We start from the raw sequence: 14,827 nt of genomic DNA on the forward strand, positions 1-14,827 counted from the left end.
GTTCAGTAGTACTCTCGGATATAGCCGTAGGCCCGCTCGAACAGTTCAGCGTCTTGGTGGAGCTTGTATTTGAACAGGGTCTGCCGAAGCGCCTTCTTCACCTCCCGTTCGCCGGCATGGGTGGCCTGCCAGCCATCGAAACGCACTGCACGGACGATCTCGTCGATGTCGTCCACGACGCGTTTGACCATGATCGGCGTTTCGCCATTCTTTGCGTCCTCGAAGAGCTCGGTGAGAGCAGCTTTGCCGCGGTCAATGTCTTCCTCGACGGGCGTCTCACGCTCCATCTTCACAACGTCTTTTGCGAGTTCGAGCAACTCTTTCAGAAAATCGATGCTGAGCAACAGCCCCTGCTGGTGGCGGTTCTTTAGATCCTCAAGACGCTCGGCCAACGCCTTGTACTGAGGATTGCCAGTGTGTTTGCGCAACCGGCCCGTCAGCTTGACGGAGATTTCCTTCGCTTTCTTATCAGGGTCCGGGTTGCCGAGAACCGCCTCCAGCAGTTCTGCGTCCATCACCAGAGTGTCGAGGTCATCCCGTACGGCATCGACATGAACATTTTCGTGGATCAGCTCGATCGTCTTCGCGCCCAGACGGTGCCAGAGCAGCCGCCCAGTGCCCGTAGACGGCTTTAGCGACTCGTAGACCTGCGCGAGCCAGCGATAGTCCTTCTCGTGGGGCGTCAAGACCGGGTCCGGCGATAGCGCTTCCCAGATGCGGCTCAGCACACTGAAATCCGACGCGAAGGCGTCTCGGCGCTCATCGTTCGGCAGGCAGTCCTGCGCGGCGATCAAGCCCTCGTAGCCGGTGAGGGTCCGGTCGACACCGGCGAAGTACTCCAGGCACTTCTGGATCGCGGACGGCAGCATCGCGGCCAGTTCGGCGATGTTGGACACGGCCTTCTGAACGCCCTTCTCGTCGAACTTCAGCGCCTGGGCGACGTCGTCGAAGATCCCGAGATAATCGACTATCAGCCCGTGGGTCTTCTGCACGCCATAGGGACGGTTCGTTCGGCAGATCGCCTGGAGCAGCGTGTGGTCGCGCAGCGGCTTGTCCAGGTACATCGTCTGCAGTATCGGGGCATCGAAGCCGGTCAGCAGCTTTGACGTCACGATGATGATCTTCAGTGGATCCTTCGGGTCACGGAACCGGTCCAGCAGCTTCTCTTCGGCATCCCGGTCGCGCCGGTAGGCGGCATACTCATCCTCGCCGCTGTTGACCGACATGACGATGTCTGACGTTTCAGGCGGCAGGTGCTTGTCGAGTTCCTTTTTGTACAGAACGCAGCTTTCCCGGTCGAAGGTGACCACTTGAGCGCCAAACCCGTTCGGCTGGACCTTCGCTTGGAAGTGTTGCGCAATGTCGGCGCAGATTGCGCTGATACGTTCTGGCGCCTTCACCAGGATCGACATCTTCGCGGCGGCGCGGCCGAGCTTGTCCCTGTCCTCGTCCGTCAGACCCTCGGTCAGTTCCGCATAGGCCGCCTCGATCGCCTGCTGGTCGATGTGCAGGTCCACAAGCCGTGGCTCGAAATGAAGCTCCTTTGTCGCGCCGTCACGGATCGAGTCGTTGAGCCCATAGCGGCTCATGTAGCCGTTCTCGTCGATCTCCGAACCGAACGCATAGAACGTATTGCGATTGGCGCGGTTAATGGGCGTCCCCGTCAGGCCGAACAGGAATGCGTTCGGCAGCGCCTCTCGCATCTTACGCCCCAAGTCGCCCTCCTGCGTGCGGTGCGCCTCATCGACCATGACGATGATGTTGTCGCGGTCGTTCAGCACGCCGTCCGCCTCGGCGAACTTGTGGATCGTGGTGATGACGACCTTGCGCACGTCCTTGGCCAGCAGATCGGACAGCTCCTTGCGGCTGTCGGTGCGCACGAGGTTTGCCATGTCGGCGGCATAGAAGGTGCCGGCGATCTGACTGTCGAGGTCGATGCGGTCGACCACCACCAGCACGGTGGGGTTCTTCAGTGCCGGGTGCAGACGCAGTTTCTTTGAGGCGAACAGCATCAGCAGCGATTTGCCGGAGCCCTGGAAGTGCCAGATCAGGCCCTTGCGCACCTGACCGGCGACGACACGCTCAACGATCTTGTTGACGCCTTCGACTTGCTGGTAGCGGGCGATGATCTTGATGCGCTGTTTTCCCTTTTGGGTGGCGAAGGCTGTGAAATTGGCGAGCAGGTCCAGCACCATCGCCGGGCGCAGCATGTCGGTGACGGCCTTCTCAACCTCTCCCATCGATTGCAGAACATCGTCATCCGTCCGCCATGGGCCCCAGAGATCGACGGGCATCCGGACAGAGCCGTAGCGGTATTCCTTCCCCTCGGTGGCGACCGAGAAGACGTTCGGCACGAACAGCTCCGGCACGTTCTGCTCGTAGTCGTCATGGACCTGGAGCGCGCCATCAAGCCAGCTCTGGCTGGAGCGGACCGGCGTCTTGGCCTCGATCAGGACGAGCGGCAGGCCGTTGACCAGCAGCATCAGGTCCGGGCGTTTCTCTGTCTTGCCCGCGCGGAAGGTGAACTGCTGGGTTACGACGAAGCTGTTCTGCTCGATGTCGTCGAAGTCGATCAGGCGGATGGTGACATGCCGGCCATCCGCGTCGAAGGGCATGGAGCGTTCGCCGAGCATCCAGGCGGCGAATTCCTCGTTCGCCTTCACCAGCCCGTCCGAGCGCGCACTCATGACGATGGCGCGCAGGCGGTAGAGCACGTCGTCCACGCGGGACGGGTTGGCGGCGATGTCGGGGTTCAGGCGGATCAGGGCGTCGCGCAGATAAGGTTCGACCAGCGCCTCCTGCGACTGGCGCGGCAGGTCGGCGGGGCCGACGAAATGCCAGCCGAGGCCGGAGATACGGCTTCCATGACGTGCGAGACCATGCTCGGCCAAGGCAGGGCCATCGCTCCCAGCAAGGCGATCCCGAATAAACGCCTCAACTGTATTCGCTTCGTTAAAATTGCTCATCCGTCTAACATTTCCCTCGAAATTCGAAGGCACATCGCCATTTGCAGAAATACTGATCAGTCTGATTGGATTCAAAAGAGCGCGCAATTGCTCATGTGCTTTCGGCGAAAGTAGCAACCTTTGCGCGGCATCTTCCGGAACTCGGACGGTCAAAACGACACTGCCTTCCTCAACAGATAGAACGTAAACGTCCTTAGGGCACGCATCGAGAGCAGCAGAGATAGCCACGAGGATCCGTTCTTTGTCTTCTTCGAAGCAGTCTTTGGTCGTATCCAGCTTGAGCGATAAGACCTGCTTTGCCCCATCCTTGACCGGCACACCTCTGTACCGCGCCACCCAAGGTTTGGCCTTGTAAAGTTGCATCGTTTTCTTGTCCCAGCCCTCATCATGGGACTTCTTATGACAAAGGCTGCAGAGCACGATCAGGTTTTCAAACGAATGATCCTGCGTTTCTGCCCAAGGAATAATGTGGGCTTTTTCGAGTGAGACATGCTCCCCACACGCACAACAGCGGTGGCCGCATTCGACCATGAGTTCTCGCTGAATATCAGCAGGTATTGCTGGGCGAGAGGACACTAAGAAAAAGCCGTTCGAGGTGCGTTGTTCGAAGCAAAAAGCCTCAAGAGGCGTTCGCGAATGAAGGCTTCGACGGTGCTGGCTTCATTTAGGGTCATGGTTGCGAATTCGATTCAGACGCAAGGAATTCAAAGAACTTTGTCCGATCCAATAGTGCGTGTCGCTGACGCAATTGCACTGCATTCAGTTGCTCGTCGATCGAACGACAGGCTTGAATTACCTGAACTTGCTCGTCCCGATCTGGAAGCGGGACCTTGAAGGGCGAAAGGTGCTCCCAAAAGAGATGCTTGATCTTGCTCCCCTCGCACATTCTGATCGCGTGCGTCTGGAAACGTGAACTCTGCAGAACCCTGAAAACAAACTCTGGCAATACTTCGTCGGCGAAGGATCGGAAACGCCCGATACGCTGGTTCAGAAGTGACTTATCGCCTTCACGCGCAAGGCAAACCCGGCCCATGAAGCCCTCCTCAAGCGATTGGGCGGTGAGGTTGATGACCAGATCGCCCTCATCAATGATGAATGCCTCGGCTTCGCTCTCGACGTGTGTAGGCAAGTATTTTGTCGCCGACTCACTCCATTCCAAATACCCACTGCTGCCCAGGTTGCCCGGTCTCAATAGACGGACGCCTTTGTCAACATACGAATCCCCGGGAAATGGGCGTCCGTTTTGCATTTCGCACAAGCTTCCGAAACTGGTATCGGAAACTCCGTCCAGCCTTGCGAAGTGATCCAGTGTGGCTTGGCGCAACTGGCGTGTTTGCGTGGTGAGTTGAAATAGGGTCTCAGATACTTCCTCTGAAGCCTTAAGCGCCTCCACTAACCGTGCCTGCTCTTGGATCAGCGGCAGCAGGAATTCCTCCGTCGCCAACGCCTTCCAGTTGATTGTAGGCGAGAGCGAGCCGACTGATATGCTCAGCGCCCGTTCCATGAACAAATCGCTTTGCATGAAAAAGGGCAGAAACTCTGGCAGCACGGTGTCTGGCCTGGCCCGCAGCACCATCGCGTGCGCCGAGCAGATCCCCTCGAAATCCGCCACCGCCACCTTGCGCTGATAGACCCGACGCTTTCCAAAGATGATGTCGCCCGGCTGGAACAGCAGTTTGGTGGACTCCACCTCGCTGGTGTCGCCCCACCGGCGGATGCGCAAGCTGTCGGGGTCGAGATGTTCCAGCCCAACATAGCGGTCCACGTCCGCCTCATCCGGCATGACACGTTTGTTGATCTGGTCCGCCAGTTGATCAAAGCGGTAGGAGACGAGTTTTGAGGGTCGCTCAAGCATCGGCGTCCTCCGCCGGAGCAAGCCCATCGAGCATGTCGACCAGCCCATCCATGCCCGTCCAGAACTCCCGCCCCTCGGCATCGAAATTGCCCCAGGCCAAAGCCAGCGACACGGCGTCCTCTGCGGCGACCTCCGCCTTTGGCTTTTTCACATAGCGGGCGATGGACAGGTTCCCCTCTGCCGCCAGCACATCGGCATTGCTGACTACAGCTGCAAAACCGGCTTCGTCCGCGAAAGCCTGATAGGCCGCGAAGATGCGGTCCTGATGCGCTTCGCGCAGAAAGCTCTGCGCCCGCTCGCGCGCGATCTCGGCCACCGCGTCGATGAACAGCATGCGTCCCTGCCGCTCGGCCGGCTTGCGGCCGCGGCAGATGATAACGCAGGCCTCCATCGGCGAGTTGTAGAACAGCCCCGGTCCGAGCCCGAGCACGCATTCCACCAGATCGGCCTCGATCAGCTTGCGCCGCATCTCGGCCTCTTCGTTGCGGAAGAGCACGCCATGCGGGAACAGGATCGCGCAGCGCCCGGTCTCGGGGTCCATGCTTTGCAGGATGTGCTGGAAAAAGGCGTAGTCCGCGCGCCCCTGCGGCGGGGTGCCGAGGAAGTTGCGCCCCCAGACATCCTTCTCCCACGCGCCGCGGTTCCATTTCTTGATGGAATACGGCGGATTGGCGAGGACCACATCGAAGGTGCGCAGCGCGTCGCCTTCCGCGAAGGCGGGTGCGGCCAGAGTGTTGCCGCTGGAGATCTGGAAGTCTGACACGCCGTGGATCACGAGGTTCATCCGGGCGATGGCGGCGGTGATGGTGATGAGCTCCTGACCGTAAAGGCCCATCGTGCGCGTCTCGCCGCCGCGCCGTTTCACCTCGGCAAGGCAGGAGATCAGCATGCCGCCGGTGCCGCAGGTCGGGTCGTAGATGCTCTCGCCTGATTTCGGCTCGAGCATCTGCGCCATGAGGTGGACCAGCGTGCGGTTGGTGTAGAACTCCTGCGCGGTGTGGCCGCTGTCGTCGGCGAACTTCTTGATGAGGTATTCGTAGCCGCTGCCAAGCTCGTCCTCGGGGACGGCGGCGAGCGTCAGGTCGTGCTTCGAGAAGTGCTCGATCAGGTTCTTGAGCGTGGCGTCGGGCATCTGGCCCTTGTCGGTCCAGTTGGCGTTGCCGAAGACACCCTGCAGCCGTTCCGGGTTGGCCGCTTCGATTGCCAGGAAGGCTGAGAGCAGTGCCCGCCCGACATCCTTCGGCGCGCTGCGCACGTCGTTCCAGTGCGCGCCCTCTGGGATGACAAAGCGGTCGTTCGCCGTGGCGGTCGCGTAGCCCTCGTCGCCGGTTTCGTCGAGCGCCTCCTGGTAATCCTCGTCCCAGACGTCGGAGAGGCGTTTGAAGAACATCAGCGGGAAGATGTACTGCTTGTAGTCGCTGGCATCGACAAGGCCGCGGAGCAGCGTCGCCGCGCCCCAGAGATAGCTTTCGAGCTCGCGTTGGGAAAGGTGTTCGGTCATTGCAGCCAGCCACCCTCAGTCAGAACCTTGCGCAGGTGATCCTCGGCCGCGCGCGCGTCCGCAAGGGCCGTTTTGAACGCATCGACAGCCTCGGCGAGCGGCGGAATGTCCTCGCCGATGGGCGGGAGCACGTAGCGCGAGATGTTGAGCGTCCAGCCTTCCTTCTTGATCTCGTCGATGGTGGCGACCTTGGCGCGATCCTCGACATCCTCAAAGGCGCGGTACCAGGCGACGATCTGGTCGCTGTGCTCCTGGTCGAGGAAGTTCTGCGCCCGGCCTTTGCGGAACAAGCTGGAGGCGTCGATGATCAGGACCTTGTTCTTGCGCTCTGCCGGCTTCTTGCGCCGGAGCATGACCACGCAGCCCGCGAGCTGGGTGCCGTAGAACAGGTTCGGAGCCAGGCCGATGACGGCTTCGATCATATCGTTCTCAAGCAGCGCCTGACGGATCGTCCCCTCGGCCGACTTTCGGAACAGGGCGCCCTGCGGCAGGACGACGGCCATCCGGCTGTTTCCGGTCGGCGCCATCGACGAGATCATGTGCTGGACGAAGGCATAATCGCCGTAGCTCTCGGGCGGTATGCCGTACTGGGCTCGACCCCACGGATCTGCCTCCCAGAGTTCGCGCCCCCATTCCTTTAGCGAGAATGGCGGGTTCGCGATGACGCAGTCAAAGGTGGCGATGCCGCTCGTGCTCGAGTCGGTGAAAGCGGGGCTGCGCAGCGTGTCCTCGCGCGCGATCTGGAAGTCCTCGATCCCGTGCAGGACCAGGTTCATGCGCGCGATGGCGGAGGTGGTGAGGTTCTTCTCCTGGCCGTAGATCTTGCCATAGAACGTCCGCGGGTCACCGCCCTTGCGCATGACGTGCTCGATCGCGCCCAGCAGCATACCGCCCGTTCCGCAGGCAGGGTCATAGATACTCTCGCCTTCCTGTGGATCAAGAATCTCGACCATCATCCGCACGACGCTGCGCGGCGTGTAGAACTCGCCGGCCTTGTTGCGCCGGGTGACGTCGGCGAACTTGCCGATCAGGTATTCGTAGGCGTCCCCGAGGACATCGGTGCTGACTGCCTGATTACCGAGCCCAATGTCCGAGAAACCTTCGATCAGATCCTTGAGCAGTTCGTCCGAAAACTTCTCCTTGTTACCCCAGTCGGCGGTCCCGAAAACGCGGAAGAGCGTGTCTGGGTTGGCCCGCTCGATCTCCTGCATGGCGCGGTGAAGCGCGGCACCAACGTTCGTCGCGGTTTCGCGAACATCGTTCCAACGGCAACCTTCGGGAACGACGAAACGGTGGATCTCGGGGAACAGCGAAGGATCCGCCTCGCCATAGATCTCCTGCGCTTCGGCAGTCTCTTCATGCCAAACATCGGAAATGCGTTTGAAGAACAGGAGCGGCAGGATATAGCCCTTCCAATCGGTCCGATCGACTGCCGAGCCCCGCAGAGTGTTGGCACCGTCCCACAGGGCGGATTTGACTCCATTAGCACCCAAGGAAGATCGATCCCTTTGAATTTTGGCGGCTTTCTCGCTCATGCAATCGTCCAAATATCTGCGGCAGCTTCAACCATTTTAGCTTGCCGAAATTCTATGAAATCTGGACGCCAGTCATCCTGCTCCAGGATGAGCTTAGTGGTATCAAATGACACCTTGTTGTTTCTTTCTGAATAGATTTTCTTTTTCCGGTCAAAACTGAAGTACTGAGCTTTGTAGTTCTTGATGCCAGCAAGAAGGGCAAGGTTCCCGAGGCGGTGCAGCCATTGACGATGAGCATCATCCGTAAACCGCTCGCGCCAGTAATCTTCCTTCAGGGCCTGAGGGAGCACATGCTCAATAGTTATTTTTCCGCCATAGTCTTTCGTGACAGATTCGTCTTGATCTGCTTCCTCCAGCCGAAGGAGAACAGCCTGCGCGAATGGCTTCCCATAAACTTCACCATTGAGCAGTGAACGAAACTCTTCATTCTGCGCGTTTTGCCGAAATATCAACCTAATTTCATCGGCCGACTTTCCCGAACGTATTGCTGTAATCAGCTGGAAATAGGCTGTAAGACGAGCGGTAAACGCAAGTCGCCTGATCCAGTTCTGGTAGGTGACTTTCTCAAGTAAATCGATGAATTCGGCTTCCGATATGCCTTCAACTGGATTGTTAAGATAGGCGAGCAACGGTGGCACCCATTCCTCGAACGCAACGCGATGGAGGGAACGCAACGATCGTCGCGCGGCGACATCCTCAAAACCGTTTTGCTGGATACGGAGATAATTCCGAGCAGATGTGGTTATGCCATCCAAGAAACTGAACGGGCTATCACTTGCCTCAATAAGCGGTTTGTACTCCTCATGGAGGGTTTTCCGAGCTTTGATCGCTGTAACCGATGATCGATGGTGTGCCAGAAACTGATCTAGTCGCTCGATGCCAATCGCTTCCTCGAGTTGTAGCCACTGTTCGTCAAGCTCTTCGCTTTTTGACGATGCACCGCCCATACGCGCAAATAGCATGTTTTTGATCAAGTCTGCGTTCGACAGCGGCATTCCGCGCGCGTTCAAAACGTTAAATAGCCGGTATGCCGACTGCCATGATGCTGTTGTGACAAACACCACGTACACCTTCGTCAGAAGGTAATTCGCAAACAGCTTTAGAGACTTCTCATCTCGCTGAGCCAAAAAATGGTCGATCACGCCAAGGTTCTCAGTGAGCCTTATTTTTGGTGCATCCTGTTTATTTTGAATCTCGCGCGATATCGCGTCGGTGATTTCCTCACTGGCCAAAACGTGGCGGCGGAAAAAGCTCTGATCTTTTTGTCGGAGCGTGAGCCGCGGCGTCTCTTCTTCGCCGGTTAGTTCGTTCTTGGGTAAGACCCGTTTCCCAAGCGTCGATTTTGCCGGCTCACTAACCGCATCTCTTAAGCGTGCGAAAATCAGGTTAAGTGTCGTCAGCCGCTGCTGCCCATCGACGACGTCATAAAGCTCGTCCTTGCTTCGCTCGATTGTAATGAGGGACCCGATGAAATATTCTTCGTCATCGGCTTCAAAAGCATCCCACACATCATCTAGAAGCTGTTCGACGTTTCCTTTCTCCCATGAGTATGGTCGTTGGTACGGGGGGATTTCATAGCGTATTTGTTCTGTGAGAATCTTGCTTATTGTTCTTTCCGCAGCTTCCATTCGCTCGAGCGCCCCTCAAAGAAATGCTATTTTTTTGGTAGTTGAGCGCATCAACTTGATCGCGGCCCGTCACATCCTGTTCTTCAAGTGTAAGAGATTGGCCGTCTGCGGTACAAGCCGAATCCCCTGAGACTGAGACCGTTAGCGGCGCTGATCTCACCCGTCACACGGATACGGCTCAAGCAGCTTGGACAGCGTCAAGTCTAATCCTTGACTGCCCTGCTAGATCGTCTCGACTGTAACCGGTACGAGCTGCGATCGGCGAAGCACGCCGGTTATTTAAGAGGGGGTGATCCCCGCACGTTTGGCAAGTTCGGTTTTCCGCGTGCGCAGGAAAGACGGTTCTGATCTCAGCCCTTCAGTTCGTTTCTTGCTCGGGCAGCGAATGTCCGGAAAGCGGGCTGCGACCGCAGCATCTTGACCCATTGGCCAACGGCAGGAATGGGCCGCGAGTTACGACACTCTGAAGCTGGGATGTGCCAGAAATCGGACAATTCTGTCATCCTGTCGCAAGTTGAAATTTGAGGAAGGTCGCCCCGTCATAATCGACTTCGCCAACCCGCCAAGCACCAAGTCTGTCGAGTGCCCGCAGGTTCGTGCGTGACGGTGGTAAAAGGAAGGTCACAAACGGGATGCGTTCATCGAAAATTGCAAAGTCGATCGCCTTTCGCGAGATGCGCGGCCCGAGGCCAAACGTGTCGGGCCGCAAGACCAGTCCGAAATCCCACTCGGCCCCTTCTTTTTGAAATCCACCCCAGCCGACATATCGGTCATCGGACAAGAATGCCCAATGTCCAAGTCCGTCACGGTGCCAACACTCTTCCTTTTTGGCGACAAACCGCGCCACTGTTTCGGCATTCCAACTAAATTTCAGAAGCGGCATATGCTCGGCGACACGCGGGTCGGACATGTGCGCCAAGATTTCGGCTGGGTCAATTTCCGACAATCGGACGAATTTTATTTCAGATCCCATATCGACCTCTTTCGATGTGCTCGTGCTCATTGTCAGCTGGACAAGATTTTTTTATCAGCCAACTCTTTGCCTGGCGTCACGCTGGGACATAGGCATTCAGTTTGTTGCCATCCAGATCCCGGAAATATCCTCCGTAGAAACCATGATCTCCGCGTGGGCCGGGGGGCCCCTCATCTGTTCCGCCAAGTTCGAGGCACTTGGCGTGAAGCGTATCGACGGCTTTTCTGTTGGTCATTTTCAAAGCGACCATCACCCCGTTTCCAACGCTTGCCGGCGCCCCATTGAATGGACAAGCAAGGCATAACGCAGGCTCGGCCCTTGAGCGGCCCCATGCGGCCATATCGCCGTGTTTCCAAAGACGGTTTGCGCCCACGCTCGAAAACAAGGCGTCGTAGAATTTCAGCGCGGCCTCGAAGTTGTTGGTTCCGAGGGTAACATATCCGATCATGCTTGATCTCCGTAAATCTGTGGGCGCTATTTTCAACTCTAAGCCCGACTACAAAGGCGCCTGGGTTGCTGCGCCAGACCGCCTTGCAAGCAGGGTCGAGGCCGGACCATGGCTCGGAATTGCCCGCACTTCAAAATTTTCGAAACGCTCGATTGCCTGCATCAATCGGGAGCGGGACATAAACCGGCCGGTCCCGCGAAACAAAAGCGCCTGCCGTATAAGGCTGTCGGCAAGACCACGGGCAGGCTCATCCGCGCAGAACGCGAGACAAAGCGCGCCGCCGGCTCGAACAACCCTGCAAAGCTCACTCAAAGCCTGGTGGGGATCGGGGACGGTTTCCAAAGCCCAAGCACACGTCACAAGATCGAACGTGCCATCTTCAAACGGCAGGGACTCCAACCGTCCTTGTATCTTCGGCACAGGAATGTCGGCGCAGCGTGCAAGCATCGCTGCGGACGGGTCGAGAAGGGTCATCAAATTCGGCGGCATGCCCTCGGCGATCAGTCTACGTGCCAGGTTGCCGGTGCCGCAGCCAGCATCCAAAAGCCTCGAATTCGGCGTCGCAAGTGCACGCACCAGACCTTCCAGGGCGGCCTGCGCTTCGCCGCCCGCATGACGCAGCCAGCGATGATGAAGTTTGTCATAGCGAGGTGCGAGCTTGTCATAAAGATCAACCGCATCGTCTAAAGGCGTTTCTGCCAAAATCTCTTTGGTCCTATTACTCATTTATAGTATCCGCGGAGCGCACACGCTTTTTTTGCGGAAAACTTGCGTCGGACTGCGGCGCGGTGTGTTCGCGCTCGGGCCACGTCCATGCGGTCCAGAGAATTGCGATTAGAGCCACGATCTCGATAACGAGGTGAAAGGTGTCATCCATGTCGGTGGGGGCCGAGGAAAGGAGCGTACCCGTCGTGACGATCACTGCAAGAAAGGTGACAGGGCGGCCGATCCTGCGGGTTAGCAAAAGCGAAAAGAGCACCATCGCAATCGGCACTTGGACGAGGAAACCGCCCAGAAGCATCAGCCCTTCGGTGATCTTGATGCCGTTATAATGGCCTGTCAGCAGCATCTCGATATGGGACGCGAGGACAAACTGGTGAATATCGCGAAAGATGATGTTGAGCAGTATGAACAGCCACAGGGCCGAAAGAAGAATATGGGGATCGAGCCGTCTCATTTTGGTGTCTTCTTTCTGTGTTTCTGGAGTTTGCCGGATCAGGCCGCGAGCACGACCGGGTTCAGATCACGGCACCGGATGCGCGCGTTGCAAAGACGCGGCGGATCAGGAGTTCCGCAATCGCAAGATTGATGGCCCACGCCCCAACCATCAGGAGGTCACGGGAAAACCCCAACGGCTCAGTGTCAAAGAGGCCCATCGTGACCAGAAAGAGCGCGGTCTGCGTTGAGGCCCCTTGGCCGATAGCATAGGCGCGCAGCATCGCAGCGCGGTGCGCGGCGACGTCTCGCGACCGGATCGCGACAACGGCCCATGCGATGAGAGCGACCATCGCGAGGCTAAGTGTGACCCTCGCCCCATAAAGCAATGGTCCCTGCAAGGCGTCGGGAAATGCATAGGCCACGGTCATCCATAGCCCGGTAAGCGCGCTGACGCATCCCGCTGCCGCCACGATCCGCCCGAGGGTCCTGTGCAAGGTGGGACGGTAGCGCCTCAGGCTCGGCAGGAACTGCACAGCCCCGACAAGGCAGAAAACTGAACTGCCAAGGATATGCAATGTGATCGGTAGGGGATCGATCACCGCACGCGGGTTCGGCGGTATGATCGCCGGAGCGCCGAAAAGTTCCGGAATCCGGACCAGCCCGATAACTGCCGGAATGAAAGAGTAGAGGAACACGAGGGCAAGGAACGCCCATTCGCGACGGCTGATAAAGTACATGCTTCGGTCTCTCAGTATAAGGTGCCGGTCTGCCTCAGGCGGGCTTGCGGGCGACGATAAAGGGGCTCAGTCGGTTCTTTCCGAAGTACCGCGTCTGCTCGATTTCGAACCCGGCCCGGATCAGGTGCCGGGTCAATCCAGCGCGGCTCAGGATGATCACATTAGGCGCGATCCGCAGGGCCATGAGCACACGAACCATGGCGCGCATCCAGCGCGGCGCGTCCTTCAGACAAACCGTCTTTGATATGAAGTGACCGCCGGGCTTCATTTGGTGGAATACTGAATCCAGCACGGTGGGTATGTCATCCACCAGATGAAGCAGGCTGAACGCGCAAATGACCTCGAACGGTTGGCCAGGAATATGTTGCGCCGCCTCCGCCTGAAGGAATTCTGGTGTTCCCGCGGCATCGCCGCCTGATCGTGACCGGGCGATCCGGATCATCTCGGCAGAGAGGTCGGTTGCGGTCACATGAGCGACAACAGGCGCGATCTTCCTGGCTGTGCCGCCTGTGCCGCAGCCGATTTCAAGAACGCGATCGGTCGATCGAAGAAGCGCAGTGACGCATTCCAGCTTTTCTTCGTAGGCGGTGACATCGGCGATGGGCTTTTTTGCGTATTTGGGCGCATGCCGGTCCCAGAAGGCTTGGGCAGTCATGTGGGTTTCCTTTGCGTGTTGCACTTCAGGTTTGAAGCAGCGCGGTTGCGCCAGTCGTAAGAAACTGCGGAATACATTGTGTCGCTTTCGGTTGCCGAGACCGGGCCGATCTCGTTTCGCAGCCGGTATCATCCATGCGCTCATGAAAGGTCGATTGCTTAAATTCGTCCACCTGCTATACGCTCATGAATGAACTGGCAGGCCGTCTCCTTCGATTGGAACCAGGTACGCGCCTTCCTCGCGACAGCGGAGGAAGGCTCGTTCAGCGGCGCGGCGCGCGTCCTGAAGACAACGCAGCCGACGATAGGACGGCAGATCGGTGCGTTGGAGGAGGCACTTGGCGTCACGCTGGTAGAACGCAGCGTCCGTGGTCTTACCTTGACGGAAGCAGGGCGCGACCTGATTGATCACATGCGCACGATGGGCGAGGCTGCGACGCTCATCTCGATGGTGGCCGACGGTAAATCTCAGGAAGTCACCGGAGAGGTCACGGTCACTGGAACCGACCTCTTGTCGGCAGCGATCCTGCCGGGCGTGCTCAAGCCGTTGAGACAGATGGCGCCGGGCATCCGCGTCCGCATTCTTGCGTCGAGTGAAATGCAGAATTTGACGCAGCGAGAGGCGGACATTGCGATACGCCACGTCCGCCCGGATCAGCCAGACCTGATCGCACGGCACTTGGGCGACTTTCGCGCCACTCTTTATGCCGCGACCGACTATCTCGATCGTGCAAGCCGCCCACGGACACCGCGCGATGTGGCCGCACTCGATTTCGTCGGCAATGCCGACCCCGAGCGGCTAATGGCCCCACTGCACAATATGGGTGTGCCCGTCCGCGCAGAGAGCTTCGTGATGTCAAGCGAGAGCGGTGTCGTCGCATGGGAATTGGTGAAAGCGGGCTATGGCGTCTCGATGCAGCCCGAAATGTTGGGCGAGGCCGAACCTGGCATAGAGAAGGTCTTGCCGGATTTCCCTTCGTTGGAATTTCCGATCTGGCTGGTCACCCATCGTGAGTTACAGACCAGCCGCCGTATCCGGATCGTATTCGACCTGCTTGCGCGGGGTCTGTCAGACGTTGCGAAGCGCCGAAGTGGTCGCGATTGACAGGTGTCAATGCACCGAACCCGGACCAAGTGAGGTCGCGTGGCTATAGTCGAAGCTGCGGTTGCACGAGTTCGTTTTGTCCGATGAGTGTACGCTGATGTTGGAAATGCCGCGCAATCGATCAACGTCCGCTTTGGGGAAGCTGCAATGCGGCAACTTATCTCGCGATGAACGGCTGGTTTGGGCCGTCGGTGACGGTTGTCAGGACTGTCAGGACGCCAAAAAGTATGGATGCCGCGGCGCATCTGAAGTCCGGTAGGAGCCCAA

The 14,827-nt window shown here is 58.3% G+C and carries 12 protein-coding genes; 1 reads left to right on the forward strand and 11 read right to left on the reverse strand.

From position 1 onward, the window contains the following. Window positions 1-2: 2 nt before the first annotated feature. The 11 genes from ISX84_RS22385 to ISX84_RS22435 all read right to left on the reverse strand — a co-directional run bounded on the left by ISX84_RS22385 (window position 3) and on the right by ISX84_RS22435 (window position 13,456). Complete coding sequence (locus ISX84_RS22385) at window positions 3-3,497, reverse strand: HsdR family type I site-specific deoxyribonuclease (protein ID WP_195822641.1); 3,495 nt, start codon at window positions 3,495-3,497, stop codon at window positions 3-5. Window positions 3,498-3,636: 139 nt separating this feature from the next. Continuing rightward, window positions 3,637-4,821, reverse strand: a complete 1,185-nt coding sequence (locus ISX84_RS22390; protein ID WP_195822642.1) for a restriction endonuclease subunit S — start codon at window positions 4,819-4,821, stop codon at window positions 3,637-3,639. Then, a complete protein-coding gene (locus ISX84_RS22395) occupies window positions 4,814-6,322 on the reverse strand; it encodes a type I restriction-modification system subunit M (protein WP_195822643.1) in 1,509 nt (502 codons plus the stop codon). The genes ISX84_RS22390 and ISX84_RS22395 overlap by 8 nt, the downstream gene beginning before the upstream one ends. Next, a complete protein-coding gene (locus ISX84_RS22400) occupies window positions 6,319-7,857 on the reverse strand; it encodes a type I restriction-modification system subunit M (protein WP_195822644.1) in 1,539 nt (512 codons plus the stop codon). The genes ISX84_RS22395 and ISX84_RS22400 overlap by 4 nt, the downstream gene beginning before the upstream one ends. After that, complete coding sequence (locus ISX84_RS22405) at window positions 7,854-9,485, reverse strand: DUF262 domain-containing protein (protein WP_195822645.1); 1,632 nt, start codon at window positions 9,483-9,485, stop codon at window positions 7,854-7,856. Before ISX84_RS22405 ends, ISX84_RS22400 begins: the two co-directional genes overlap by 4 nt. 499 nt (window positions 9,486-9,984) lie before the next feature. Continuing rightward, window positions 9,985-10,458, reverse strand: a complete 474-nt coding sequence (locus ISX84_RS22410) for a GNAT family N-acetyltransferase (protein ID WP_195822646.1) — start codon at window positions 10,456-10,458, stop codon at window positions 9,985-9,987. 76 nt (window positions 10,459-10,534) lie between these two features. Beyond that, window positions 10,535-10,906: a VOC family protein gene (locus ISX84_RS22415; RefSeq protein ID WP_195822647.1), complete on the reverse strand. Its 372-nt coding sequence runs from the start codon at window positions 10,904-10,906 to the stop codon at window positions 10,535-10,537. A gap of 48 nt (window positions 10,907-10,954) precedes the next feature. Further along, on the reverse strand, window positions 10,955-11,632 hold the full coding sequence (locus tag ISX84_RS22420) for a methyltransferase domain-containing protein (protein WP_229884503.1): 678 nt from the start codon (window positions 11,630-11,632) through the stop codon (window positions 10,955-10,957). Then, window positions 11,625-12,083 carry a DUF6326 family protein gene (locus tag ISX84_RS22425; RefSeq protein ID WP_195822648.1) on the reverse strand — a complete coding sequence of 153 codons (459 nt, stop codon included), beginning with the start codon at window positions 12,081-12,083 and terminating at the stop codon, window positions 11,625-11,627. The genes ISX84_RS22420 and ISX84_RS22425 overlap by 8 nt, the downstream gene beginning before the upstream one ends. A 61-nt stretch (window positions 12,084-12,144) precedes the next feature. Then, window positions 12,145-12,801, reverse strand: a complete 657-nt coding sequence (locus tag ISX84_RS22430; RefSeq protein WP_195822649.1) for a DUF2306 domain-containing protein — start codon at window positions 12,799-12,801, stop codon at window positions 12,145-12,147. A gap of 34 nt (window positions 12,802-12,835) precedes the next feature. Next, a complete protein-coding gene (locus ISX84_RS22435; RefSeq protein WP_195822650.1) occupies window positions 12,836-13,456 on the reverse strand; it encodes a class I SAM-dependent DNA methyltransferase in 621 nt (206 codons plus the stop codon). Between the two features lie 189 nt (window positions 13,457-13,645). Here ISX84_RS22435 and ISX84_RS22440 point away from each other — a divergent pair, with 189 nt between their 5' ends. Next, window positions 13,646-14,560 carry a LysR family transcriptional regulator gene (locus ISX84_RS22440; RefSeq protein WP_195822651.1) on the forward strand — a complete coding sequence of 305 codons (915 nt, stop codon included), beginning with the start codon at window positions 13,646-13,648 and terminating at the stop codon, window positions 14,558-14,560. Window positions 14,561-14,827: the final 267 nt, after the last annotated feature.

It is taken from the genome of Roseobacter sp. MH60115 (assembly GCF_015644665.1).
Lineage (GTDB): Bacteria > Pseudomonadota > Alphaproteobacteria > Rhodobacterales > Rhodobacteraceae > Roseobacter.

What these genes read in the sequence shown, in the direction of transcription:
- ISX84_RS22410 (WP_195822646.1), bottom strand. Translation starts at nt 10,458, where the DNA reads ATGGGATCTGAAATAAAATTCGTCCGATTGTCGGAAATTGACCCAGCC.
- ISX84_RS22390 (WP_195822642.1), bottom strand. Translation starts at nt 4,821, where the DNA reads ATGCTTGAGCGACCCTCAAAACTCGTCTCCTACCGCTTTGATCAACTG.
- ISX84_RS22440 (WP_195822651.1), top strand. Translation starts at nt 13,646, where the DNA reads ATGAACTGGCAGGCCGTCTCCTTCGATTGGAACCAGGTACGCGCCTTC.
- ISX84_RS22395 (WP_195822643.1), bottom strand. Translation starts at nt 6,322, where the DNA reads ATGACCGAACACCTTTCCCAACGCGAGCTCGAAAGCTATCTCTGGGGC.
- ISX84_RS22400 (WP_195822644.1), bottom strand. Translation starts at nt 7,857, where the DNA reads ATGAGCGAGAAAGCCGCCAAAATTCAAAGGGATCGATCTTCCTTGGGT.
- ISX84_RS22435 (WP_195822650.1), bottom strand. Translation starts at nt 13,456, where the DNA reads ATGACTGCCCAAGCCTTCTGGGACCGGCATGCGCCCAAATACGCAAAA.
- ISX84_RS22385 (WP_195822641.1), bottom strand. Translation starts at nt 3,497, where the DNA reads ATGGTCGAATGCGGCCACCGCTGTTGTGCGTGTGGGGAGCATGTCTCA.
- ISX84_RS22425 (WP_195822648.1), bottom strand. Translation starts at nt 12,083, where the DNA reads ATGAGACGGCTCGATCCCCATATTCTTCTTTCGGCCCTGTGGCTGTTC.
- ISX84_RS22430 (WP_195822649.1), bottom strand. Translation starts at nt 12,801, where the DNA reads ATGTACTTTATCAGCCGTCGCGAATGGGCGTTCCTTGCCCTCGTGTTC.
- ISX84_RS22420 (WP_229884503.1), bottom strand. Translation starts at nt 11,632, where the DNA reads ATGAGTAATAGGACCAAAGAGATTTTGGCAGAAACGCCTTTAGACGAT.
- ISX84_RS22405 (WP_195822645.1), bottom strand. Translation starts at nt 9,485, where the DNA reads ATGGAAGCTGCGGAAAGAACAATAAGCAAGATTCTCACAGAACAAATA.
- ISX84_RS22415 (WP_195822647.1), bottom strand. Translation starts at nt 10,906, where the DNA reads ATGATCGGATATGTTACCCTCGGAACCAACAACTTCGAGGCCGCGCTG.